Origin of the sequence: Butyrivibrio hungatei DSM 14810, assembly GCF_900143205.1 — a bacterium.
Classification (GTDB): Bacteria; Bacillota; Clostridia; order Lachnospirales; family Lachnospiraceae; genus Butyrivibrio; species Butyrivibrio hungatei.
Window position 1 is genome coordinate 1 of the sequence record NZ_FRDH01000019.1, and the last position, 24,269, is coordinate 24,269.

Consider the following 24,269-nt stretch of genomic DNA (forward strand, 5'->3'; position numbering starts at 1 on the left):
CTATGTGCTCATGCAGCTTTTGTTTTAATACGCATGCTCTTGCTAAACGCAAACCGCATGCGCTTCAAAAGCTGCTTATGAGCACAAGAAAATGGCGTTTTTTTGACAATCGTTCAAACCCAAAACTTTACAGCCAAAAATGTGCCTCAAAGACGAGTTTGTTTCAAAGAATTTAAAGTAAGAAATATAATGCCATGAACATAAAAATCCAAAGGATGAACAAAAATAAACTTTAGGCTGGCGGCCCCACTTAGCTAGACTAGGCAGAGGCAGGGCGCGGCCCCAGTGAACCAGCCAGCGGCTATCCCCAAACTGTGAATGGTGGCAAAATCGTATCTATGTCAACCACAAAAAAGAAGCCCCTACTAAAATAGGGGCTTCAAGATCACTCTAAACTGATAACTATGTATTTGTCCTCATCTCCCGAAGAAGCTATGGCTTCTTTAAATCTGCCAAGAATGCTTTCGTCGTAATCTCCGCTATCAATGAGAACCTTGGCATCCTCTTTTTTGATGCAGATATTTGAGGAGGCTGAATATCTGGCAGCAAGACTCTCCCATGTATCATCACCCAAAAGCTCTCCACTATATACATCCGGACGATACCATGTACTTCTGTAATCCATACTATTCCAGATGATCACGCTCTTATTTGGGATCTCTGCGTACTGATGATCCCATGTTCCTGTGAGTATATCATAGGCCTTCTGCTCACTAGACCATTTCTCTGCTTTATCAGTTAGTCCAACCAGTGATACTATAACTACGCCAGCAGCAAGAATAGCAAATGCGCGAAGTCTCTTTTTATCTATGCCATTATCGATAAATATCCCAATAAGTCCCATTACTAAAAGAACTGTAGCTGGAGCAAAGAAACGGAAGTAGAAGGTGTCCATACTTGAGCGATATCTTACTACGATAAAGATCAAGTAATAGGCTGCTGCATTTATTATAAGTACCAGATTAAGCGTATCCTTCTTTTTGGCAATAGTAACGCAGTAAATGATCAGTCCGATCACAAGGAACACGAAAAGCGCTGATATCCTGACTGATAGGCTGTTTATGACTTCCGGCACATCCACCAGAAATACATTGAACACTTCTGTAACAAGACTCTTAAAAAGGTCATCTGTAAGAGTAACATAGTCATCCCACCAGGTTCCACGGCTAACGCCTGTTGGATAGCCGTTTAACTTTTTGTTCATTAAAAGATAAGAAAAAGCTACTATAACAAAACTGCATCCAGCGGTGAAGATACCTATGAGCTTTCCTTTATAGGCTTTCTTTAGCCCCTCATCTTTTTCTCTAAACATCTTAACCAAAAGATAGATCCAATATGGTCCGACCATGAACCACAGATAGATTCCAAAATACCTCGTAAGGAACGCCATGATTCCTGTTAGTGCAAGGAATATATAATCTCTTTTGGCTGGAGCATTGTCCTTAATGATCCTGCTAAAGCATATGGAGAACAAAAGCAAGAACAGTACAAAGGGAATCTCGCTCCAGGTATAGTAGCACATGGTGATAAAGCCTATGTTAGTAAAAGCAAGTGAGTATATCCATGCCTTATCCTTATAAACAACATAAAGAACTGCGAATGTTGCTGCAATAACGATCATTGCCACGATCTTGCTTGCAAGGTATGCATTCATTCCTGTGATCACCATCACCAGTGCGATCATCGCCGGATAAATAATTGGCCAGTTGGCAAAATGGCTCTTATATCCTGCAATTCCCTCGTAGGAAAAGCCATTTCCTGCTGCAAGATTAACCGCTTCTCTCATGTATCCGTCAGAATCTGCTGAAATATATACGCCATCAACGTAAGAAGCCTGATAAATCTTGAGGCAAAGTGTTATAAAAAGCAGCACCATGAATATTGGTGAGAAAAACTTTAAAGCTCCATCTCCTGCCTTTAGCCTATCAAACGCTGAAGGACAAAGGAGATAGCATATAACTAAAAGAGCTATCAATATCACAAGAGGAATTGAGAAGTAAAATGCTTCTCCGTAAGTTACGCTCTTATCTGTAATCACATCAAATCCCAGAGATATCCCTGGTTCATAGCCATTAACTTCCATAAAATACGGATCACATCCAGTTGCTGTAATGATAAAAGAGTATGTCTCTCCCTTTTCAATTACGAAGGAAGCTGGCATCTTGTACCACTCTCCAGAAGTCATAGCCAAAATATCAGCAGAAACTTCTGCAACCTGTTCTCCAGAAGCGTTCTGCACAAGGATAGCAAGTTCCTTGTCCTTACCATCTGAAGCGGTCTTATCATCAATATTTAGGAGCAGCACCTCTATACTACTGACTTCTAGAGTCTCTGCAGGATTACTATATGTTCTGGTAATCGCCTCACCATCTGTCAAAGTAACATAAACTGGCTCAGATCCAAGCTTTGGAAGCCTGGTTTCAGACCTCTGTGCCCCAGGCATAGTCCTTCCAAGAAATACTAATGTCATGACACATATTATTGCCACTATTATGCTCAAAATTATCTTACTTTTTTTCTGATCCATATCATCTCCAAAAAAGTCATTTATGGAAGAAGCTCTTTTGCAAGGTTCATAGCAAGTTCAACGGAAGCATCAGAATTATAGTGAGTATGTTCTCCCCACCTTCCAACGCCGTATACTCCGTTTTGTCTTGCAAATGATAAAATACATTTCATCTGCTCCGGCTTATTAAGGGTGTTTATAGGATACGCATATTCTGATGTAAAGTTCACAGCGCCTTTTTCTGCATGGTAGCGCTCAGATCTTGTCTCTGTCCAGTAACCCTTAGCACCGGGATAAAAGTTCTTACGCACAAGGATCCTGTGATAATCTTTATCTTCGTCAGGGAAATAGATCCACTGCGCATCAGTATCCATATCCTCTTCGTGATATGTGACTTCGATAGATGTGTGCTTTAGCCCTTTTACCGCATCCTTCACTTCTGATGGTGCATTTACTAGTTCTATACTATTCCACGGAATCGTGCTGATGATATGCTCGGCATTTATCTCCAAGCCACCTTCCAAGGTAACTTTCTTATTTTCAAAATCAATAGCCTTAACTATCTCGCTAGTCTTGACCTTATCTCCTAGAGCCTCGCCCATGCGGAGCCACAATTCACCATATCCATATTTCTTTGGGTAAAAGAACTGTGCGTGTCCAGGCTGTTTACCAAAAGCCTTTTTGTGTTTACAGGATTCCAATGTGTCTTCATAACTCACATCAGGAAGCTTATCAAGCCAGTAGATGCCAAGTCCCTGAAGATTATCCCCAAACATCTTACGATTGTACGGAAGCATGTATTCTTCTGCTATCTTCTCTCCCAGCTTCCAGGTGATCCAGTCCACAAACTTTTCAGGCTTTTCTTTTCCTGTGTTGCAGCCCGCCTTAGCTATGGAATCAAGAAAGGCATTCTGCTCTTCTTCCGGGAGTTCCCAGATATTTGCTTCAAATGGATGATGTATCTCGAAGTTCCTAAATCTGATGCGGCTGTCTCTGTCATAGCTATCCCACTCGTTCTGTGGCATATAGTTAAACAAAAATTTGCATACTGCAGGTCTTCTTACATCCAAAAAATGCCCACCTCCTATATCAAGAGGTGCGCCATCTACATCTTTGGAGCGGCAAAGGCCGCCTACTTCTGCCTCTTTTTCTATTAGCAGAAGGTCTGTTTCCCCATTATTAAAAAGATAATTTGCTACAGTAAGACCTGTTGGTCCTGCCCCCAAAATAAGATATTTTACCTTCATCCCATTACCTTTTTCTCATTTTCTTTTAACATGAAAAGAATCTTAAGCGCTTCAGTAACTGATTTCATCTTAAGACTTGATGTGCTTCCTGTATAGTGGATAGGCACTTCAACTGTGTTGAATTTTCTGCAGTAATAACGCATCTCTGTCTGGTACATGTGTCCTGTGGAAAGAAATGCATCAAGGTTCATATTCTTTAGGATATCTACCTGAAATGCCTCAAAGCCACTAGTCATGTCCTTTAGCTTGGTTCCAAGAACAGCATTTGAAAGAATGGTTCCGCCACTACTTAAAAATCTTCTGTACATAGGCTGATGATCTGTACCACCGCCAGATGTAAAGCGTGATCCCCAAACGCAGTCATAACCTTCATCAAGCTTCTCTATAAACTGTGGAATCTCTTCTGGCTTGTGACTTCCGCCGCCATCCATCTCGATTATTCTCTCAGCGCCATCTGCCATGGCTCTTCTGAACCCTTCAAGGTAACAGCTGATAACACCTCTGCTCTCCTTGTAATATATGCACTTTACTCTGCCTGTACTCTCATAGCTTCTGATGATGTCTGCAGTATTGTCTGTACTGTAATCGTCAACAACTGGATACACTAAGAGATTGTCATATGGTAATGCCAATATTCTGTCTAAAAGGCTTGCCATTGTGTCGCCTTCGTTGGCAACTGGCATTACTATTATTGTCTTTTTCATGTTTTTTCCTTAAAAGAGAAGCCACCCTTGAGTGGCTTCTCAAAAATATTAGATATCAATTACTATTATACTCTTTCAACTCCGATTGTAACCTTCTCACCGTTGATATCCCATTCCTTAGCATTTGCTACGTCTGATCCATAAACGATCTCGTTTGCAAGAACCTTAGATGAGATGCTGTCTTCGTGAGCCTTAACAATCTCAGCAAGCTTGTCATTTCCGTTAAGAGAAACTTTGATATGATCCATTACTTCAAAGCCTGAATCCTTACGCATTGTCTGAACCTTACTGATAACTTCAAGCACAAAGCCTTCGTTAATAAGCTCTTCTGTAAGGTTAGTATCAAGAACTACTGTGATACCCCAGTTCTCCTGTGATACAAAGCCTTCCTTCTGAGCCATCTCGATAAGGAGATCTTCCTTAACAAGCTCTACGTCAACATCGTTAACTGTGAACTTGATAGATCCGTTTGTGTTGAGCTCATCCATTGTAGCGTTTCCATCAAGGCCTTCAAGATAACTCTTGATAGCACCAATGTTCTTGCCATACTTAGGTCCCAGTGTCTTGAGCTGTGGCTTGAATGTGTAGCTTGTGAAGTCACGAACATCATCTGTAAATGCTACGTTCTTAACATTAAGCTCATCTCTGATAATCTCTGTATAGAACTCGCCTACAGTCTGATCTGCCTTAACATACATCTGTCCGATAGGCTGACGATTCTTGATGTTTGCTGCATTTCTGGCTGCACGTCCAAGTACTACGATATCAAGTACTTCTTCCATGTCCTTCTCAAGCTTCTCGTCGATAAGTGAAGCATCAACTGCTGGGAAGTCGCAGAGGTGGATGCTCTCTGGAGCATCAGCAAAGCTTGTGCGAACAAGGTTCTGATAAATCTCTTCTGTCATGAATGGAACCATAGGTGCTGCTGCCTTAGCTACAGTAACAAGTGCTGTATAAAGAGTCATATAAGCAGAAATCTTGTCCTGCTCCATTCCCTTAGCCCAGAATCTCTCTCTTGAACGACGAACATACCAGTTAGACATTTCGTCAACAAAGTTATCAAGAGCCTTTCCAGCTTCTGGAATTCTATAGTTGTTAAGGTTCTCATCTACAGCCTTAACACAGCTGTTGAGCTTTGAAAGGAGCCACTTATCCATTACTGTGAGCTTATCGAGCTCAAGCTTGTAGTTAGCAGCATCAAAGCCATCGATATTAGCGTAAAGTACGAAGAATGCGTATGTATTCCAAAGTGTTCCCAGGAACTTACGCTGTCCTTCCATAACAGCGTCACCTGCGAAACGGCTAGGAAGCCAAGGTGCACTGTTTGTATAGAAATACCATCTGATAGCGTCAGCGCCGTACTTCTCAAGAGCATCGAAAGGATCAACCGCATTACCCTTTGACTTACTCATCTTCTGTCCATTCTCATCCTGAACAAGACCAAGAACGATAACATTCTTGAATGCAGGCTTGTTGAAAAGAAGTGTTGCCTCAGCATGAAGTGAATAGAACCATCCTCTTGTCTGGTCTACAGCCTCTGAAATGAACTCTGCAGGAAACTGCTTCTCGAAGAGCTCCTTGTTTTCAAATGGGTAGTGAAGCTGAGCAAATGGCATTGCACCTGAATCAAACCAGCAGTCAATAACCTCTTTTACTCTGTGCATCTTCTTGCCGCACTTAGGACAAGTGATCTCAAACTTATCAATGTATGGTCTGTGAAGCTCTGTTGTCTCAGCAGATGGATCTCCTGAAAGTTCAGCGAGCTCTTTTCTAGATCCTACTGAAAGCTGGTGGCCACAGTCATCACACTCCCAGATGTTAAGTGGAGTTCCCCAATATCTATCACGTGAGATACCCCAGTCCTGAATATTCTCAAGCCAGTCACCGAAACGTCCCTTACCGATTGACTCAGGAACCCAGTTGATCTCTTTGTTGTTGCGGATGAGATCATCCTTAACTTCTGTAACCTTGATGAACCATGATGAACGAGCATAGTAAAGAAGTGGTGTACCACATCTCCAGCAGTGAGGATAATCGTGCTCCATCTTTGGTGCTGCAAATAAGAGTCCTCTCTTATCAAGGTCTTTTAATACCTCTGGATCTGCACTGATAGCACCCTCATCCATCTCTTTCTGAGTTGGCTTACATCTCATTCCAGCAAATGGAGTCTCAGGCTTAAGACGACCTTCTCCATCAACCATCTGTACAAGTGGAGCGTCATACTTACGTCCAACTCTGGCATCGTCTTCACCGAATGCAGGCGCGATGTGTACGATACCTGTACCATCTGACATAGTTACATATGTGTCGCAATAGATGAAGAATGCCTTCTTGTGCTGTTTTTCAGCTTCATCAGCTGCGCACTGGTAAAGAGGCTCATACTCTTTGTACTCAAGATCTGTACCAACGTATGTCTCGAGAACTTCGTATGCCTTCTGTCCTTCTGAATCCTTATCAAGTAATGTGCCGAGTACTTTATCTGCAAGTGCTTCTGCAAGATAATAAACATTTCCGTCTACTGCCTTAACCTTGATGTACTTCTCATCTGGGTTTACGCAAAGGCCGATGTTGGAAGGAAGTGTCCAAGGTGTTGTTGTCCATGCAAGGAAATATGCATCCTCGTCCTTAACCTTGAAACGAACGATAGCTGTACGCTCTTTTAAGAGCTTGTAGCCCTGTGCTACTTCGTGTGATGAAAGAGGTGTTCCACAACGTGGGCAATAAGGTACTACCTTAAATCCCTTGTAAAGAAGCCCTTTCTTCCAGATCTCGTTAAGAGCCCACCACTCTGACTCAATGAAATTGTCATCATAAGTGATGTATGGGTGCTCCATGTCAGCCCAGAAACCTACTGTGCCAGAGAAGTCTTCCCACATTCCCTTATATTTCCATACAGATTCCTTACATTTTTTGATGAAAGGCTCAATACCGTATTCTTCGATCTGCTCTTTTCCGTCGAGACCGAGCATCTTTTCTACTTCAAGCTCAACAGGAAGACCGTGTGTGTCCCAACCAGCCTTACGAGGAACAGTGTATCCCTTCATAGTACGGTATCTTGGGATCATATCCTTAATAGCACGTGTGAGAACGTGTCCGATATGTGGCTTACCATTCGCTGTTGGAGGGCCATCATAGAACATATACATCTCACCCTTGCTGCGTGTGTCTACACTCTTTTTGAAGATATCTTCTTTTTTCCAGAATTCTTCGATCTTCTTTTCTCTGCCGACAAAATTCATGTCAGTTTCGACTTTGTTATACATTTTCAAGCTCCTTTCTTGTGAAACAAAAAAAGCCTCGTCCTTGTAAAAAGGACGAGGCAAAATATCAATCTCGTTGTACCACCTGTTTACACATACGCGCAAGCTCATCGCTTGTTGAATACGCTTTCCGTTAACGCCAGAACCCACGTCAGGATCTACTCATTTCAACCCCGCAGCTCAGAAGTGATTTTCAATAAGTTTCTACTCGCACCGCCTCGCACCAACCGGCGGCTCTCTGAAAGCTTTCATAAACTATCTACTGTCTTCGTCACAGCTTTTACTTATATTGCACACATTCTACTACGGATAATTAAAATATGCAAGGGATATTTACAGTGTGGTTTAATCTTCAAGAGCTTTATAAACACATGCCGCAAGAGCTGCACCAACAAGCGGTCCTACAATAAATACCCAAAGAGCTGCAATAGGCGCTGTGTTTCCGGTAAATGCAGCAACAAGCGCTGGTCCAAAGCTTCTTGCAGGGTTAACGCTTGTTCCTGTAAGACCAATGCCAAGGATATGAACAACTACAAGAGTAAGGCCTATAACAAGTCCGCCAAAAGAGCCGTGATTTGCCTTCTTGGAAGTAACACCCAGGATAGCTATAACAAAAATAAATGTAAGAACTATTTCAACTATAAGTCCTGCTATAGGGCTTCCGTTTACACCAGCAAGTCCGTTTGATCCAAAGCCCCCTGTTTTATCTTCAACGCCGCCAGTTCCAAAGATGAGTGCAAGTATTCCGGCTCCAGCCAAGGCACCTACGCACTGAGAAATAACATAGCAGACAAATTCCTTAATCTCCATTCCACCAGTTAAAAGAACTCCAAGTGAAACTGCTGGATTAATATGACATCCAGAAATGTTACCAATAGAATATGCCATTGCCACGATCGTAAGACCAAATGCAAGAGCAGTTAAAAGATATCCTGATCCGCTTGCAGCGTCACATCCAACCAGCATAGCAGTTCCGCAGCCCAATACTACAAGGGTTGCTGTTCCAATACATTCTGCAACATATTTTTTCATACCAAACCCTCCATTTAGTAAAAATTATTAGTAACAAGTGTATTATATACCTTACTGTCTTAATTTTGTTATATAAGTTATCAATTTTATCCACATATTTGAATGGTCAAAATCGCCTATTTTCTGGAGGATTTTTACTAGAATAAGGTTAATATTCTTTGTAATATGATTATGGAAAATATTCTATATATTATTTGGGGAAATAATTATGTTAAATGACTTTGATTTTTTATTAGACTACAGAGCTACTGACACAGAAGCTGAAATATTCTGGGATCTGCCTCTTGATGCAGATCCAGATTGTGAGTACCTGGTTGTTAACAATTCTGCTGATGAAACTATTAAGACCAAAAAAACTCACGCTTCTCTCTCTGGCTTAACTCCAGAGAGTCAGATAGACATTTCTGTATATATCGTTTATCCAGACAAAAGAGCTGACCATAAAAATAATCCTGTTCTCTTAGGGCAGTTCTCTTTGCAGACAGCTAAGACCAAAAAGAAAATAGATATAACTGCTGCCCCTTATAACGCAGTTGGGGATGGCAAGACCAATAATACTGATGCTATTCAGGCTGCTCTTACAGATTGTGACAAGGACAGCTTCATCTATATACCTGCTGGAACTTTTTTGACCGGAGCTTTGAACGTTCACTCTGACACTGAGATATATCTTGAAGAGGAAGCTCTTTTACAGGGAACAGAGAATCCAGAAGATTATCTTCCAAAGATATGGAGCAGATTCGAAGGTCACGAGATGGAGTGCTATAGAAGCCTTCTCAATCTGGGCGAACTTGACCACGACGCTGACTACAACTGCAAAAATGTAGTGATCCGCGGTAAGGGTTCTATCATGGGCGGAGGTGCTGCACTTGCCAAAGCTATAGCAAGAACTGAAGGAGAAAGACTTAGAGATTACATAGCTTCTCTTGGAGACAAAATAAAAGAATATGAAAAGCCTGAGACAATTGCCTGCAGATTCAGAGGCCGCCTCATCAACATGAGCAACTGCCAGAATATCTGGATCCATGGTCTTACTTTGGGATACGGTCCTGCATGGAACCTGCATTTCATCTATTCAGATAACATCGTAACAGATCACTGCACCATAAAGTCCGAAGGCATTTGGAACGGTGATGGCTGGGATCCTGATTCCTCCACCAACTCTACCATATATGCCTGCGACTTTTATACAGAGGATGACTCAGTTGCCATCAAATCCGGCAAAAATCCTGAAGGGAACGTAATAAACAGACCAACCAAACATATTCGAGTTTTTGACTGTATAACGAACTTTGGCCACGGCTTATGTATCGGAAGTGAGATGTCTGGAGGCGTAGAGGATGTCCGGCTTTGGGACTGTGAAATGGGTCCAACCTGGTCAGGAATAGAAATAAAAGCCACCAAAAAGCGTGGCGGCTACGTTAAAAACATTCTTGTCAGAGACATTACTGCTTCTCACATTCAGATGCATTCTGTTGGCTACAACGATGATGGCGAAGGTTCAAAGGTTCCTCCACTTCTTAGTGATTGCCACTTTGAAAGAATGCACTTACTAGGTAGGTTCCTTGATAATAATGCCGGCAAGAATGAATGGCACGATTGCCCTTCTATCCTTCTTTGCGGATTTGATGTTCCTGGATATGAGATCAACAACGTTTCCTTTAAAGATATCGAAATGGAAGCTCCCGCAGAGGGCATAGATTCTATCCACACGGAGTATTGTAAAGACATTACCTTCGAAAACATGAAAACTGTTCCCCGGAAATGATAAGAAAGCAGATACCGATCTATAGTCGATATCTGCTTTTATTTTTCATCAGATAATTAAAGAAATGACATAAGCTTTTCTACATCTTCTTTTGTTGTTGCCCAGTCTGTTGCAAGTCTGATGACTGTGTGGCTATCATCGTACTTCTCCCAGAAGCCGTAGCGGATATTCTTATCAAGCTCTTTTAACTTGTCATCATCAACAACGATGAACTGCTGATTGGTAGGAGAATCAAGGAATATCTTGTACCCCTTCTCTTCCAATCCCTTTCTCAATAGCTCTGCCATTTCAATGGCATTTTCGCTGATTTTGAAATAAAGATCATCCGTAAACAATGTATCAAACTGAAGTCCCAGAAGCCATCCCTTTGCAAGAAGTGCTCCGTGCTGTTTGATAACAGGAATTGGATGCTTGGTAGTAACACCTTTTGTAAATACTACTGCCTCTCCAAACAATGCTCCAACCTTGGTTCCTCCGATATAAAATACATCCACAAGGTTTGCGATATCTTTAATGGTCACATCAGTTCTTTTACTCATAAGACCATATCCAAGTCTTGCTCCATCAAGGAAAAGAGGAATCTTATATTCCTTACAAACCTCAGAAATAGCCGTGAGTTCAGCTTTAGTATAAAGAGTACCGTACTCGGTAGGATGTGAAATATAAACAGCGCCAGGAAATACCATGTGTTCGTGATTAGCATCACCATAGAATTTCTCAAGGAGCTTCTTTAAGTCAGGAGCTGCGATCTTGCCGATATTGTCTCCGTACTTCTTAGTGTCTTTTTCCTCGCCATAATACGGAATTGTGAGAACTTTGTGACCTGCATGCTCAATTGCTCCAGCTTCATGAGCTGCTACGTGACCAGTCTCAGCTGCAACTACGCCCTCATATGGCTGAAGGAGCATGTCGATTATAGTCTGGTTGGTCTGGGTCCCTCCCACAAGGAAGAACACATCAGCATTTGGCTGTCCGCAGATCTTTTTGATCTTGTCAGCAGCGCTCTTACAATAACCATCTGTGCCGTAGCCATCGATCTGCTCGAAGTTTGTTTCCTGAAGGCGCTGCAAAATCTGTGGATGCGCACCTTTTGTGTAATCACTAGAAAATGAAATCCTGCTGTCCATACACTTATCCTCTTATATTTTTATTAGTTAAAAGACACTGCGGAAAAATCTATTACTTCTTCTAAAGTCTTCACAACCAGTTCAAGTCCAGCCTTATCCTCTTCATTGAATCTATTAAGGCTTGGGCTGTCTATATCAAGTACACCTACAACCTTGCCATCCTTGTGGATTGGCACAACGATCTCAGAATTGGATGCGCTGTCACAGGCGATATGTCCTGCAAATTCGTGAACATTTGCAACTAGCTGTGTTTCATCGTTTCCAGCCGCTGTTCCGCAAACGCCCTTTCCAAGCTGAATTCTGATGCAGGCAACCTTTCCCTGGAATGGTCCCAGCAAAAGAGATCCCTTATCCATAAGGTAGAATCCTGCCCAGTTAAGGTCTTCCATGTTGTCATATAAAAGAGCGGAGGCATTGGATAATACTGGAATGAAATTTGGCTCATCCTCTGCCAAAACTTTTATCTGCGCTGCAAGTAACTTGTAATCTGTCATGTCTGATACTCCTCATTCTTAAAAAAAGTGGATATGAATTTTTGATCCATATCCACGATTCTATCATTGTTTTATCTTGTGCACAATCTATTTTTAGTTTTTCTCAGATGTCCACTTTTCAAACTCTTCATCGGTACATTTTACATAATGGTTTCCATCTACCAGATGCTCAGTTCCCTTGTTGTAATCAAGTCCTGAAGTCTTGTAATCATAGCTTATGGCTTCACGGCTCTTTTCAAGCTCAGGATTAGGAATAGGAATCGCAGACAAAAGACTCTTGGTATATGGATGGATAGGATTATTAAAGATCTCATCCGTTGTACCAGTCTCAAGGAGGTGTCCTAAGTGAAGAACTCCGATCCTGTCTGAAATGTACTTGACCATTGAAAGATCATGAGCAATAAACAGATACGCTGTTCCAAGCTCTTCCTGAATATCCTTCATAAGGTTTACTACCTGTGCCTGAATACTAACATCCAAAGCAGAGATACATTCGTCAGCAATTACGAGCTTTGGATTTAGGATAAGGGCTCTTGCAATGCCTACTCGCTGTCTCTGTCCACCAGAAAACTGATGAGGATAGCGGTCTGCATGCTCCTTGGCAAGTCCAACCTTATTAAGGATTGCTTCTACTTTCTCATCTCTTTCTTCCTTGCTCTTGCAGACATGATGGATATCCAGAGCTTCGCCTATTATATCCTTGATCTTCTTTCTAGGATTAAGTGACGCCATTGGATCCTGGAAGATCATCTGCATCTGAACTCTCAAGTTCTCTTTGGTATCTCTGTTCATCTTGCCAGAGATATCCATTCCATCAAAGGTGATCTTACCTTCTGTCGGATTATAAAGTCTTATGATACTTCTTCCGATTGTAGATTTTCCTGAACCGGACTCTCCAACAAGGCCATAGGTCTCGCCTGGATAAACCTTAAAGCTTACATTTTCCACAGCTTTAACTGTAAATGTCTTACTTACAGGAAAATACTGTCTAAGTCCCTCTACTTCAAGGAGAGGCGCTGCATTATAATTTGCTGCCATTTGCCTGTGCCTCCTTTTTCATTCTCTCAATTCTTGACTTAAGTTCTGCTGGCATCTCAACCTTAGGTGCTCTCTCATCAAGAAGCCAAGTTGCTGCTGAGTGAGTCTCTGTTATCTTGAACATAGGTGGCTCAAGCTTGTCATCAATCTCAAGAGCATAGGCATTTCTTGGAGCGAAGGCATCACCCTCTTTTTCATGTAAAAGATTTGGAGGAGACCCCGGAATTGTATAAAGTCTTTCATCGTCAGTTCCAAGATCAGGCATGGCTGACAAAAGTCCCCAGGTATATGGATGTCTTGGATCATAGAAGATCTCGTTGATATTACCAACTTCTACGATCTTGCCTGCATACATGACATTTACATAATCAGCAACCTTAGCAACTACTCCAAGGTCATGGGTGATATAGATAACTGCAATATCTCTTTCCTTCTGAACCTTTTTGATAAGCTCCAGGATTTTGGCCTGAATATTAACATCAAGAGCAGTTGTTGGCTCGTCGCAGATCAACAGATCCGGATTACAGGAAAGCGCTATAGCTATAACGACTCTCTGTCTCATACCACCAGAAAGCTGGTGTGGATACTGTTTCATTCTCTTTTCAGCATCCTCGATGCCAACTTCCTTCAAAAGTTCTACTGATCTTTGGTAAGCATCCTTCTTATCGATCTTGTAGTGCCATATCATGCCTTCCATGATCTGCTTTCCGATAGTCATTGTTGGATCAAGGCTGGTCATGGGATCCTGGAATACCATCGCGATCCTTCGGCCATTGATGTGCTTTCTGATCCACTTTTTGTCCTGCTTTAGGATGTCAGCTTCTTTCCACTCAGCCGTCTCATCCTGATCAGGGTTGTAATCGATTCCACCCTTGTTGTCGCGGTATCTGTAGATGATCTCTCCGGAATTGACCTCTGCGTTCTTGGCAAGAATACCCATTGCGGCACGCATGGTTACAGACTTACCTGAGCCTGACTCACCTACTATGGCTACAGTCTCGCCCTGATAAAGGTCTATGTTTACTCCGCGGATAGCATGGACCTTTCCGGCGGTAGTCTTAAAGGTGATGTCAAGATCTTTGACATCAAGTATTTTTTCTCTTTTCTTTTCTTCACTCATGTCTAGGTCACATCTCCTTTAACTTAGGATCAAGTGCTTCTCTGAGGCCGTCTGCCACAAGGTTAAAGCTCAGCATCAAAAGAGCCATCACGATGATTGGCGGGATTATCTGATAAGGATGTGTCGTGAAGCTGTTAAATCCTTCAGAAATAAGTGATCCCAGAGAACATCTTGGTACAGGAATTCCAAGTCCTACAAATGAAAGGAAGGCTTCTGTAAAGATAGCTGTAGGAATAGAAAACATAACCTGTGTGATGATAGGTCCAATAATATTTGGAAGAACCTCACTAAATATGATGTGCATGTTTCCTGCGCCTAAAGTTCTGGATGCAAGGACAAATTCCTGCTCTTTTAACTTGAGCATCTCAGCTCTTGCGATCCTGCTCATTCCAACCCACTCAGTAAGCATAAGGGCTATGATGATAGTGATCATACCTGGCTTAAACACAAGTAAAAGAAGCGTTACTATTACAAGTCTTGGAATACCGTTGGCAATCTCCAGGATTCTCTGAAGTACCATGTCAACTTTACCGCCAAAATATCCAGAGATAAGGCCATAGCTCATACCAATGATCATATCGATGATAGCTGCTGCAACCGCGATAATAAGTGAAACCTGTGCTCCAGACCATGTTCTTGTCCAGATATCTCTTCCAAAGTTATCACTTCCAAACCAGTAAAATGTATCTGGAAGCTGCTTTTCAAAGTAATAGTTTACGGTCTTTGTTCCTGATGTAGTCTTGATGTTTTCATGACCATCAAAAAGACCTGTGTACTCAATAAGTGGAATTCTTGGAGCGAGATTTTTTTGATCAAGGTTCTGACCTGAGTAAGTGTACTCATTCATCACTGGTCCCACAAAAGCAAAAAATGTGATTATAAGCACAAATACAAGACCGATCACAGCACTCTTTTTGCGCCAGAATCTTGCTACAACTTCTTTCCAGAAATCCTGTGATGCAAAATTCGTATCAACAAAATCATCTGCTGTTTTTCCTTTTAACTTAAAATCCGCTTCAACGGGAACATAGGAGTCAGATTCTACGACATGTAAGTATGAATCTTTATCAAAAGCTGCTTCTACCATATTAATCTCCCTCCTTTGCCACACGGATTCTAGGGTCGATCACGCCGTAGAGAATATCTACTACAAGCATGATTCCTATGTACATAGCTGAATATATGAAGCTAAGTGCTATAACAACGTTATAGTCATTAGACTGGATTGCGTTTACTAAAAGTGATCCAACTCCAGGAATAGAAAAGATCTTTTCTACAACTAGTGAACCTGTCATAAGATCAACAACAAGTGGTGCTAAAACTGTAATGATAGGAATAAGGGCGTTTCTAAGAGCATGCGCGAACACAATCTTATTTCCTGAAAGTCCCTTTGATTCTGCAAGGAGCATATAGTCTGATCCTAAAACTTCGATCATCTCTGCTCTTGTAAATCGTGCAATTGAGGCCATGGTAAACATTGAAAGTGATACGGAAGGTAATACGCTTGATCCCAGAACATCCTTTGCTGAAAAGAGCATTGGAAACCAGTCAAGCTTGAATCCAAACTGATATGAAAGTGCCAGGGCAAATACATAGGATGGAACCGAAACACCAATAACCGAGATTACTGTTGCAAGTGTATCCCAGACGGTATCTCTTTTGAACGCTGCAAGAAGCCCCAGCAAAAGACCTATAAGCGCCCCGATAGATACTGCAGCAAATCCAACACCGATTGATATAGGAAGTCTTGATGCGATGAGCTGTGTGATAGGAGTATTCTTGGAAATCTTGTAGCTGACGCCAAGGTCTCCTTTGAACATATTGATAACATAATGGAAAAACTGAATAACGATTGGTTTATCCAGACCATACTTAGCATACAGAGCAGCTCTTTGTGATTCATTTAGCTTCTCATCATTAAATGGTGAGCCTGGCATAAGCTGCATCAGTATAAAAAGAATAAGTGTGATTGCCAGCAAAGTGAAAATTGCTGTGATAACTCGTTTTAATACATATTTTTTCATAGCTACCCCAAAAGATAAAAGCGCGAGGAAAAAGTAATGAATCACCACCCATCCTCGCGCAGCAATTTTTATAGTTTTTAGTTCTTAGATGCGTCCTTATAAACTCTGTTAAGCGCTACTGGATGGAACTCAATTCCTGAAACGCTTGTTGAAATAAGCTCAGCATTGCACTGTGTGTAAAGAGGGAAAATAACGGCCTCATCCATAACAATCTGCTCTGCATCATAGAGTGCTGACCAACGAGCACTTGCATCCATTGCTGTCTCACCTGTTGTGCATTCAGCAATGATCGCATCGTAGTCCTTGTTGCTCCAGAAACCATAGTTGTTAGAGTTGTTTGTTACCCACATTCCAAGGTATGTCATAGGATCTGCATAGTCAGGTCCCCAACGAGTAAGGCCAAGTTCAAATTCGCCTTCCTGCATACGCTGTACTCTTTCCTTCTTTGGCATCTGCTGAAGTTCAACAGTAAGTCCTGAAAGAGTTGTCTCAAGCTGTTCCTTAACAACCTGTGCTACCTTGATAGGAGCATCGTCTGCATCGTGGATCATTGTGATAGTAAGTTCTGTTACGCCAAGTTCTTCAAGTCCTTTGTTCCAATACTCTACAGCTGCATCTGCATCGTATCTGCAAACCTCTTTAAACTTCTCCTGATCAGCTGAGAAATCTGATCCGTCTGGGCCTGCAGCAAAGTCCATAGGAACTGCTGTGTAAGTAGGTGCTGAACCGTCCTTAAGGACATCTGTTGTGATAGCTTCACGGTTAAGAGCCATTGTGATAGCGTAGCGGATATTTACATTCTGAAGCTCTTTAACTTCCTGAATATTAGGGCTGATGTACCAAAGGTATCCAGCACCGATAGCCTTGAATGCAGGATCATCCTTGACCTGATCAACCTGCTCACCATTTACAAGAGTAGTATCAAGATCACCGCTCTGATAGCTCATAAGAGCCTGCTGTGAATCCTGGATAACCTGATAGTTAAGACCTGGAAGTTTAACTCTATCTGCATCATAGTAGTCAGGGTTCTTGGTAAGGTGAATTGTTGTAGCTGCTGGCTGATAGTCATCAAGTACAAATGCACCGTTTGAAAGAGTTGTCTCTGGGCTGGTAGCATATGTATCTGCGCAGCTCTCAAAGAAGGCCTGGTTTACTGGATAGAATGTTGGGAAATACATAAGGCTAAGGAAATAGCTTACTGGTACATTAAGCTTAACTTCAAGAGTCTTGTCATCAACGGCTGTTACACCAAGTTCGCTCTTATCCTTTGCTCCATCGATGATATCCTGGGCATTTACGATCTGTCCGATATCACTGAGCATATATGAATACTCAGAAGCAACTTCTGGATCAACTGCTCTCTGCCATGCAAATACGAAATCTGCTGCAGTTACAGGCTCACCATTGCTCCAGTTTGCATCCTCACGAATGTGGAATGTATATGTAAGTCCATCCTCTGAAACATCAATGCTCTCTGCAAGAGCATTTACTGCCTGGCCATCTGCATCCATCTGCATAAGACCATCTGTGTAGTCAGCAATAACTTCAAAAGATGTACCATCTGTAGCCTGCTGTGGATCAAGTGACTCAACAGGAGTCTCGAGCATAACATTAAGATCCTCTCCTGAACTCTCACCAGCATCAGTTGTTGTAGCATTATCAGCCTGTGCTGAATCTGTCTCTTCTGCAGTTGTATCTTTCTGCTCTGATACGCCGCTAACTGCAGAGCTTCCGCATCCAATCATGCTAAGCGCAAGAGCTGAAGCAAGCATGATTGATAAAAACTTTTTCTTCATTTTTATTCCTCCTCCATACTTTAATACATGTATACAATTGATATTTATTACTCATATTAAGGGCGTTTTGGGGCAAATGTCAACAAAAACTTTATCACTTTAAATAATTTATGCGTTGGCGCGTCTAATTAATAAAGCAATTTGCTTCTTCTTACCTTTTCTTTCTCCGGATCAGGGATTGGAATTGAGGCTAGAAGCGCCTTTGTGTAAGCATGCTGAGGATTGTCAAATACAGCATTTGTTTCATTCATCTCGACGATCCTTCCTTGATTCATGACTGCCACTTTATCAGAAATATGTCTGACCATAGCGAGGTCATGCGCTATAAAAAGATATGTAAGTCCTATTTCCTTTTGAAGCTTCATTAGAAGATTTACGACTTGAGCCTGAATACTGACATCCAGAGCAGATATTGGCTCATCAAGGATCAAAAACTCAGGATTAACAGCAAGTGCCCTTGCTATACCTATCCTCTGCCTCTGACCACCTGAAAACTCATGAATGAAACGCCCGGCATGTTCTTTATTAAGATTGACCAGTCCTAATAGCTCATACACTCGCTCCATTCTTTCTTCTTTGGTCTTGTACATCTTATGGATATCAAGACCCTCAGCAACAATCTCGGCAACTGTCATTCTAGGATCAAGAGAAGCGTATGGATCCTGAAAGATCATCTGTATTTCCTTCCGCAGATTCTTCAGGTCTTTTCCCTTATAAGTGCTAATGTCTCTCCCTTTATAGAGAATCTCACCCTCTGTTCTGTCGTACATGCCTATACACGTGCGACCGGTAGTAGTCTTGCCACATCCAGATTCTCCTACAAGCCCCAGTGTCTCTCCTTTTCTTATGGTAAAAGACACATCATCCACGGCCTTTAATATCTTTTTATTCTCAAGTTTGAAATACTTTTTGAGATGCTTTACCTCAAACAAAACGTCCTTTTCCATTAAACTTCTCCGTTCAATCATTTAGAAATTCTGCATCTTTGGGAAGCTTGTCCAAAACGTGCAAAAAGCAGGCAGCTTCATGTCCTTCTCCAAACTGCATAGTGGGAGGAACTTCTTTTTTGCAGATATTCATGCAGTACTTGCATCTGGTATTAAAGGGACATCCTGCTGGCGGATTTATAAGATCTGGTGGTGCTCCGGCGATGCTCACAAGTTCTTTGCCTGAAACCTCATCGACACGAGGAACTGCGTCATGAAGTGCCTTGGTATATGGATGCTTGGCATGATAAAAGATGTCGCTTGCACTTCCGCTCTCTACGATCACTCCGCCATACATAACAGCCACTCTATCTGCTATACCTGCAACGACACCGAGATCGTGGGTTATGAGAATGATAGAAGCGTCATGCTCATCCTTCAGTTTTCTGATAAGTTCTATGATCTGATCCTGTATCGTCACATCGAGGGCTGTTGTCGGCTCATCAGCAATCAGCAGCTTTGGATCATTGGCAAAAGCAATAGCAATCATGACTCTCTGCCTCATTCCACCGGAAAGTTCATGTGGATACTGCTTAAACCTCTGCTCAGGATTATTGATTCCAACTTTATTCAAAAGATCTATGGCTCTTGCTTTCGCTTCTTTTTTACTGACCTTGTTATGATGCAAAATATTCTCAACAATCTGCTTACCAACTGTCATTGTTGGATTGAGTGATGCCATGGCATCCTGAAATATGATTGCTGCATCTTTTCCTCTGAATGCTGCAAGCTCTTTTTGATCATATTCTGCTACATTTTTGCCTTCAAAAAGGATCTTACTCCCCTCTACTATCTTGCCTGGCTCATGAACAAGCTGCATGATAGACCTGGCTGTAACTGATTTACCGCAACCTGACTCACCAACAAGGGCAAGAGTCTCACCTTTATCAAGAGAGAAGCTTACTCCTCTTACCGCCTGAACCTGCCCTGCATATGTGTTATAGGTTACCTTTAAGTTTTCTACTTTTAATAATTCTTTGCTCAAACTAATAGGCCTCCTTAATTGACTGTCTTGGGATCAAGAGCATCCCTAAGGCCATCTCCGATAAGATTAAATGCCAGAACTGCCACAACCAGAACTACTGCCGGGAATATCATCTGCCAAGGATAAAACTGCATCTTGGTCTTACCATCTGAAATAAGAACTCCAAGGGAGATTATATCTCCTCCAAGTCCCATACCAAGGAAGCTAAGAGACGCTTCAGTAAAGATGTAATCCGGAATTGAAGAACACAGGTCTAATATCAAAAGAGAAATTGTATTTGGCAAAAGATGCTTTTTTATGATCCTTGCTGCACCGCCTCCTAAGAGCTGTGACGCTTTGACATACTCAGACTCTCTAAGGAGCATTATCTGTCCTCTCACTATTCTGGCCGTTCCAACCCATGACGTAATAGACATAGCTATTAGAAGACCAATTACATTTTTACCTACAACCATCATGATAAGAAGTGTGACCAGAAGCGATGGAAAAGAGTTAACTACCTCAATTATCCTCATCATCACAGCGTCAACTTTGCCGCCAAAATATGCCATTATTCCGCCATAGATACTTCCAAATACAATCTGAATACCAGAGCACACAAGCGCCACAATGACACTGAGCCTCGCTCCGATCCATATTCGGGAAAAGAGATCCCTTCCAAGCTGATCTGTTCCAAACCAAAAGCTTCCATTTGGTCCGATGTTTCTGTTTGCAGCATCTATTTCCGTATAGTTCTCACCACTTAAAGCAGGTCCAAACAAAGTAAAAAACAAAAATAAGACAAATAACCCAAAAGCAAACATGGCTATATGGTTCTTTTTAAATCTAAGGATCGCACCCTTCCAATATGAGATCACCGGACGGGTAATTACATCAGCTTCATTTTCTATCCCAACTCGCTGGAGTTCTTCAGCACTATACACACGTACTTCCATCATGCATTACCTCCGCTTATTCTGATTCTAGGGTCAACCACCGTGTACAAAATATCTGTGATAAAGATCACGAAGATATAAATTGCCGACAGAATGACAGTTTCTCCCATTACTATGGTTACGTCCTGTGCCGCAACAGCATTGACATAATATAGACCAAGTCCTGGTATTGAAAAAACGCTCTCTATAAAGAAAGAACCTGTAATACACATGGCAACGCTCATTGGAAGTCTTGTTATTATGGGAATAAATGAATTTCTAAGAACGTGATGAACTATCACTTCTCTCCTTGAGAGGCCTTTAGATTCAGCTGTCAGTATATAATCCTGATTCATGACATCGAGCATGGACACCTTAAGAAGCCTTGCATAGCTTGCAATGTAGCCAAAGCATCCTGCAAGTGTAGGAAGTACTGTGTACTTAAATCCTCCAAGCCAGTCCCCTTTTGAAGGCCAGCCTATAACCGGAAACCATCCCAGCTTGCCGGCAAAGACAGCCTGAAGCATCAGTGCAAATATAAGAGTAGGTACTGATATTAACAGCACCGAGAAGAATATAACTAAAAAGTCCCAGAAAGAGCCTTTTTTCACTGCAGCTAAAATCCCCAGCAAGATTCCAAGGGTGACTCCCAGAAGCATCTGCTGGATTCCAAGCCTTGCACTTACAGGTCCTTTTTCAGAAATGATCTGCTGCACTGTCTCGCCTTCATAAATAATGGACTCTCCAAAATCACCGTGCAGAATTCCCTTCATGGTTATGAAATATCGTTCCATCACAGGTCTGTCCAGTCCATATTTGGCATATAGTCTTTGGGTGACTTCATCAGGAAGTTTTTCTACTCTTGCTGACAAGGCATCGCCTGGAGTAAGTGCCAATAGAAAAAAAGTTGCACTTGCGATCACAAAAAGTGTCGCAAGCGCAATAGCTATTTTTTTTAGAATATATTTAAGGAGATTCATATCCATTACCTTAGAAGTAAATATTTTTAGTGCTTAACAATATAAGCTCTTGAAAACTCGAAGTCTGCTCCAAAAAGTGGGAAGCTGACATTCTTAACATATGACTGCTTGTAAATCTGAGCGTTCTGGTAATACAAAGGATTTACGCCGCCTTCTGTAAGAAGGATATTCTCAGCCTGGCTAAAGAGTTCAAGTCTCTCTTTGTCATCAAGTGATGCATTAGCCTTTGCAAAAAGCTCATCATATTCCGGATTAGAATAGCCGCCCATGAATCTTGCATATCCGTTGTCTGTTACGAAAAGTCCAAGGAAGTTTGCTGGATCATCATAATCACCGAACCATCCCATTGTATAGAAGTCATACTTATATGAATCACGTGCTTCTTTCCAACCTGTTACATCTGGATATGTGTCAACCTGTACCTTAACTCCAAGCTTTGACTCAAGCTGCTGAACATACCACTCATAAATATTGTTATCAAGTGTGCTAGGTGAATAGTTCATTGTAACAAGTGTTACATCTTCTGCTGTTCCCTCAACACCTGCTTCTTTCATACCTTCTTCAAAAAGAGCCTTAAGTGCTGCTGGATCTGAAGCAAGCTTTGACTTCTCTTCATCCTTAAGGATATCTCCTGCATATGAACGGTACTCTGTATTGCCTACTGTGATTCCGTTTGGTACAAGACCATAAGCTGGTGTAGACAAGCTATTCTGAAAAAGAAGATTGTACTCTTCACGGTCAAGAGCAAGTGTGATGGCTTCTCTAACCTTTGCATTTCTCATCAAACCTGAAGGTCCACCGTTTCCAGCTTCGTGCTGATCAAAAGAAATGTATGTTACTGATGGTGCTGTTGAAACAATTCTTTCAAGCTGTCCAGCATCTACAAGTGGCTGCCACTGATCAACATACTCAAGATCAGAAAGCTTTAAAACATCAACCTGCTGTGATTCAACGAGCTGCGCCTGAGTGGAAGATTCATCAACAACCTTCAAATTAACCTGTGTAAGGTGAACGTTCTCTGCATCCCAGTAATTTTCATTCTTTGTAAGGGTCATTGAGTTCTCTAAAACTCTGTCTGAAATAACGAAAGGTCCATTGAATACATGGAGTGTATAATCATTTCCCCAGTTCTCGCCTGCGCCTTCAGCTGCATCAATAAGGTCTTTTCTTACTGGATAGAATGAAAGCATTCCAGCCTTCTTAAGGAATGAAGGATTTGGAGACTTAAGTGTTACTTCAAATGTATAGTCATCAATGTACTTGATTCCTACATCTTCTACAGCACCTTCTCCGTTGTAGTATTCCTCAGCGCCAGCTATATCGTCAGTTGCAAGGAAAGCATATGAGAAAGCCTTTTCAGGATCTATAAGCCTGATCCATGAATCCACATAGTTCTGTGCTGTAACAGGCTCTCCATCACTCCACTTTGCATCTTCTCTTAAATGGAATGTATAAGTAAGACCATCTTCAGAAACATCATATCCTGTTGCTCCTGCAAGTTCTGTTTTGTCTACACCATTCTCATCAGTGAAGGTTCTGAACAGTCCTTCCTGCACCTGTGACAACACCTGGAACTCATTTGAGTTTCTTGCATCATTTACATCAAGAATTGAAAGATCACTATAAACAAGATTAAGCACCTGCTCATCTGCAAGCTCTTCATCTCCTGCTGCCTCAGTTGCAGCTGTACTACCTTCATTTGTCTGCTCACTGCTCGTGCTCTGTGCCTTAGAATCCTGTGATTCACTAGAACTACTATTTCCGCATCCCACTAATCCGGATGTTAATGTCAGTGTTAACGCCAAAAAAATTGCTAAAGATTTTTTCTTCATGTTTTATTCCTCCCCAGCCACATTTGCTGTGGCTTTTTGCTTGGGTAAATAATACATGAGAAGAGTCTTTAGCAAAATTATCTAAAATTTATCGCCTGTGATAAGAAGAAGTAATGGACCCACTCCCCCCGTCCTCTTGGTCCACACACGAAAAAAGGACATCCAACCGGATGTCCTTTTTTAGAGCGATAGACGGGGCTCGAACCCGCGGTCTCGACCTTGGCAAGGTCGCGCGTTACCAACTACGCCACTATCGCATTTATGTGGTCATCACAACTGTGACAACGAATTGATTTTAGAATAAATTTAGTATATTGTCAACATGTATTTACAAAAATGTGGTATATTATCTTGCGTTGACAAATAATGATTGTACTAAGTTATCGAGAGGAATTAGATTTGGATATAAAGATTTCTGATGCAAAAGCATTTCTAAAAAGAGGACAAGGAAGAGAA

At 41.7% G+C, this 24,269-nt stretch carries 18 protein-coding genes, 1 tRNA gene and 1 other annotated feature; of the genes, 1 reads left to right on the forward strand and 18 read right to left on the reverse strand.

Annotated elements, in window-relative coordinates:
- Positions 1–385 precede the first annotated feature (385 nt).
- The 5 genes from BUA02_RS15365 to BUA02_RS15385 all read right to left on the reverse strand — a co-directional run bounded on the left by BUA02_RS15365 (position 386) and on the right by BUA02_RS15385 (position 8,749).
- Positions 386–2,527, reverse strand: coding sequence for a glycosyltransferase family protein (locus tag BUA02_RS15365; protein ID WP_072705729.1), 2,142 nt, complete (start codon positions 2,525–2,527; stop codon positions 386–388).
- Between the two features lie 20 nt (positions 2,528–2,547).
- Entirely contained in the window at positions 2,548–3,753 is a 1,206-nt protein-coding gene (locus BUA02_RS15370; RefSeq protein WP_072705731.1) for a protoporphyrinogen/coproporphyrinogen oxidase, read from the reverse strand.
- Complete coding sequence (locus BUA02_RS15375) at positions 3,750–4,457, reverse strand: glycosyltransferase (protein WP_072705733.1); 708 nt, start codon at positions 4,455–4,457, stop codon at positions 3,750–3,752. Before BUA02_RS15375 ends, BUA02_RS15370 begins: the two co-directional genes overlap by 4 nt.
- A gap of 65 nt (positions 4,458–4,522) precedes the next feature.
- Positions 4,523–7,720: an isoleucine--tRNA ligase gene (gene ileS / locus BUA02_RS15380; RefSeq protein WP_072705735.1), complete on the reverse strand. Its 3,198-nt coding sequence runs from the start codon at positions 7,718–7,720 to the stop codon at positions 4,523–4,525.
- 44 nt (positions 7,721–7,764) lie between these two features.
- Positions 7,765–8,001: a binding site (T-box leader), on the reverse strand.
- A 61-nt stretch (positions 8,002–8,062) separates the two neighbouring features.
- Positions 8,063–8,749, reverse strand: a complete 687-nt coding sequence (locus BUA02_RS15385; protein ID WP_072705737.1) for an MIP/aquaporin family protein — start codon at positions 8,747–8,749, stop codon at positions 8,063–8,065.
- 208 nt (positions 8,750–8,957) lie between these two features.
- Between BUA02_RS15385 and BUA02_RS15390 the strand changes: the two genes are divergently transcribed.
- Positions 8,958–10,517: a glycoside hydrolase family 28 protein gene (locus tag BUA02_RS15390; protein WP_072705739.1), complete on the forward strand. Its 1,560-nt coding sequence runs from the start codon at positions 8,958–8,960 to the stop codon at positions 10,515–10,517.
- Between the two features lie 56 nt (positions 10,518–10,573).
- Here the strand turns inward: BUA02_RS15390 and BUA02_RS15395 are convergent, their stop codons facing one another.
- From BUA02_RS15395 to BUA02_RS15455, 13 genes are all read right to left on the reverse strand, one after another.
- Complete coding sequence (locus tag BUA02_RS15395) at positions 10,574–11,644, reverse strand: threonine aldolase family protein (protein ID WP_072705741.1); 1,071 nt, start codon at positions 11,642–11,644, stop codon at positions 10,574–10,576.
- 23 nt (positions 11,645–11,667) lie between these two features.
- Complete coding sequence (locus BUA02_RS15400; RefSeq protein ID WP_071177288.1) at positions 11,668–12,138, reverse strand: GAF domain-containing protein; 471 nt, start codon at positions 12,136–12,138, stop codon at positions 11,668–11,670.
- Positions 12,139–12,231: 93 nt separating this feature from the next.
- On the reverse strand, positions 12,232–13,176 hold the full coding sequence (locus BUA02_RS15405; protein WP_071177289.1) for an ABC transporter ATP-binding protein: 945 nt from the start codon (positions 13,174–13,176) through the stop codon (positions 12,232–12,234).
- Positions 13,160–14,296 carry an ABC transporter ATP-binding protein gene (locus BUA02_RS15410; protein WP_072705743.1) on the reverse strand — a complete coding sequence of 379 codons (1,137 nt, stop codon included), beginning with the start codon at positions 14,294–14,296 and terminating at the stop codon, positions 13,160–13,162. Before BUA02_RS15410 ends, BUA02_RS15405 begins: the two co-directional genes overlap by 17 nt.
- A 7-nt stretch (positions 14,297–14,303) precedes the next feature.
- On the reverse strand, positions 14,304–15,383 hold the full coding sequence (locus BUA02_RS15415; protein ID WP_072705745.1) for an ABC transporter permease: 1,080 nt from the start codon (positions 15,381–15,383) through the stop codon (positions 14,304–14,306).
- Position 15,384: 1 nt separating this feature from the next.
- Entirely contained in the window at positions 15,385–16,320 is a 936-nt protein-coding gene (locus BUA02_RS15420; protein WP_072705747.1) for an ABC transporter permease, read from the reverse strand.
- Positions 16,321–16,397: 77 nt separating this feature from the next.
- Positions 16,398–18,116 (reverse strand): peptide ABC transporter substrate-binding protein, encoded by a 1,719-nt coding sequence (locus BUA02_RS15425; RefSeq protein WP_143147451.1) that lies wholly within the window; start codon positions 18,114–18,116, stop codon positions 16,398–16,400.
- Positions 18,117–18,244: 128 nt separating this feature from the next.
- Positions 18,245–19,063 carry an ABC transporter ATP-binding protein gene (locus BUA02_RS15430; RefSeq protein ID WP_072705751.1) on the reverse strand — a complete coding sequence of 273 codons (819 nt, stop codon included), beginning with the start codon at positions 19,061–19,063 and terminating at the stop codon, positions 18,245–18,247.
- Between the two features lie 13 nt (positions 19,064–19,076).
- Positions 19,077–20,087, reverse strand: a complete 1,011-nt coding sequence (locus BUA02_RS15435) for an ABC transporter ATP-binding protein (protein WP_207647727.1) — start codon at positions 20,085–20,087, stop codon at positions 19,077–19,079.
- A 14-nt stretch (positions 20,088–20,101) separates the two neighbouring features.
- Entirely contained in the window at positions 20,102–21,025 is a 924-nt protein-coding gene (locus BUA02_RS15440; protein ID WP_072705755.1) for an ABC transporter permease, read from the reverse strand.
- The gene (locus BUA02_RS15445) at positions 21,022–21,987 is read right to left on the reverse strand and encodes an ABC transporter permease (RefSeq protein ID WP_072705757.1); all 966 of its coding nucleotides are present in this window, start codon (positions 21,985–21,987) and stop codon (positions 21,022–21,024) included. The genes BUA02_RS15440 and BUA02_RS15445 overlap by 4 nt, the downstream gene beginning before the upstream one ends.
- 20 nt (positions 21,988–22,007) lie before the next feature.
- The gene (locus tag BUA02_RS15450) at positions 22,008–23,813 is read right to left on the reverse strand and encodes a peptide ABC transporter substrate-binding protein (RefSeq protein ID WP_072705759.1); all 1,806 of its coding nucleotides are present in this window, start codon (positions 23,811–23,813) and stop codon (positions 22,008–22,010) included.
- 184 nt (positions 23,814–23,997) lie between these two features.
- Positions 23,998–24,070 (reverse strand) — tRNA-Gly (locus tag BUA02_RS15455).
- Between the last annotated feature and the right edge of the window lie 199 nt (positions 24,071–24,269).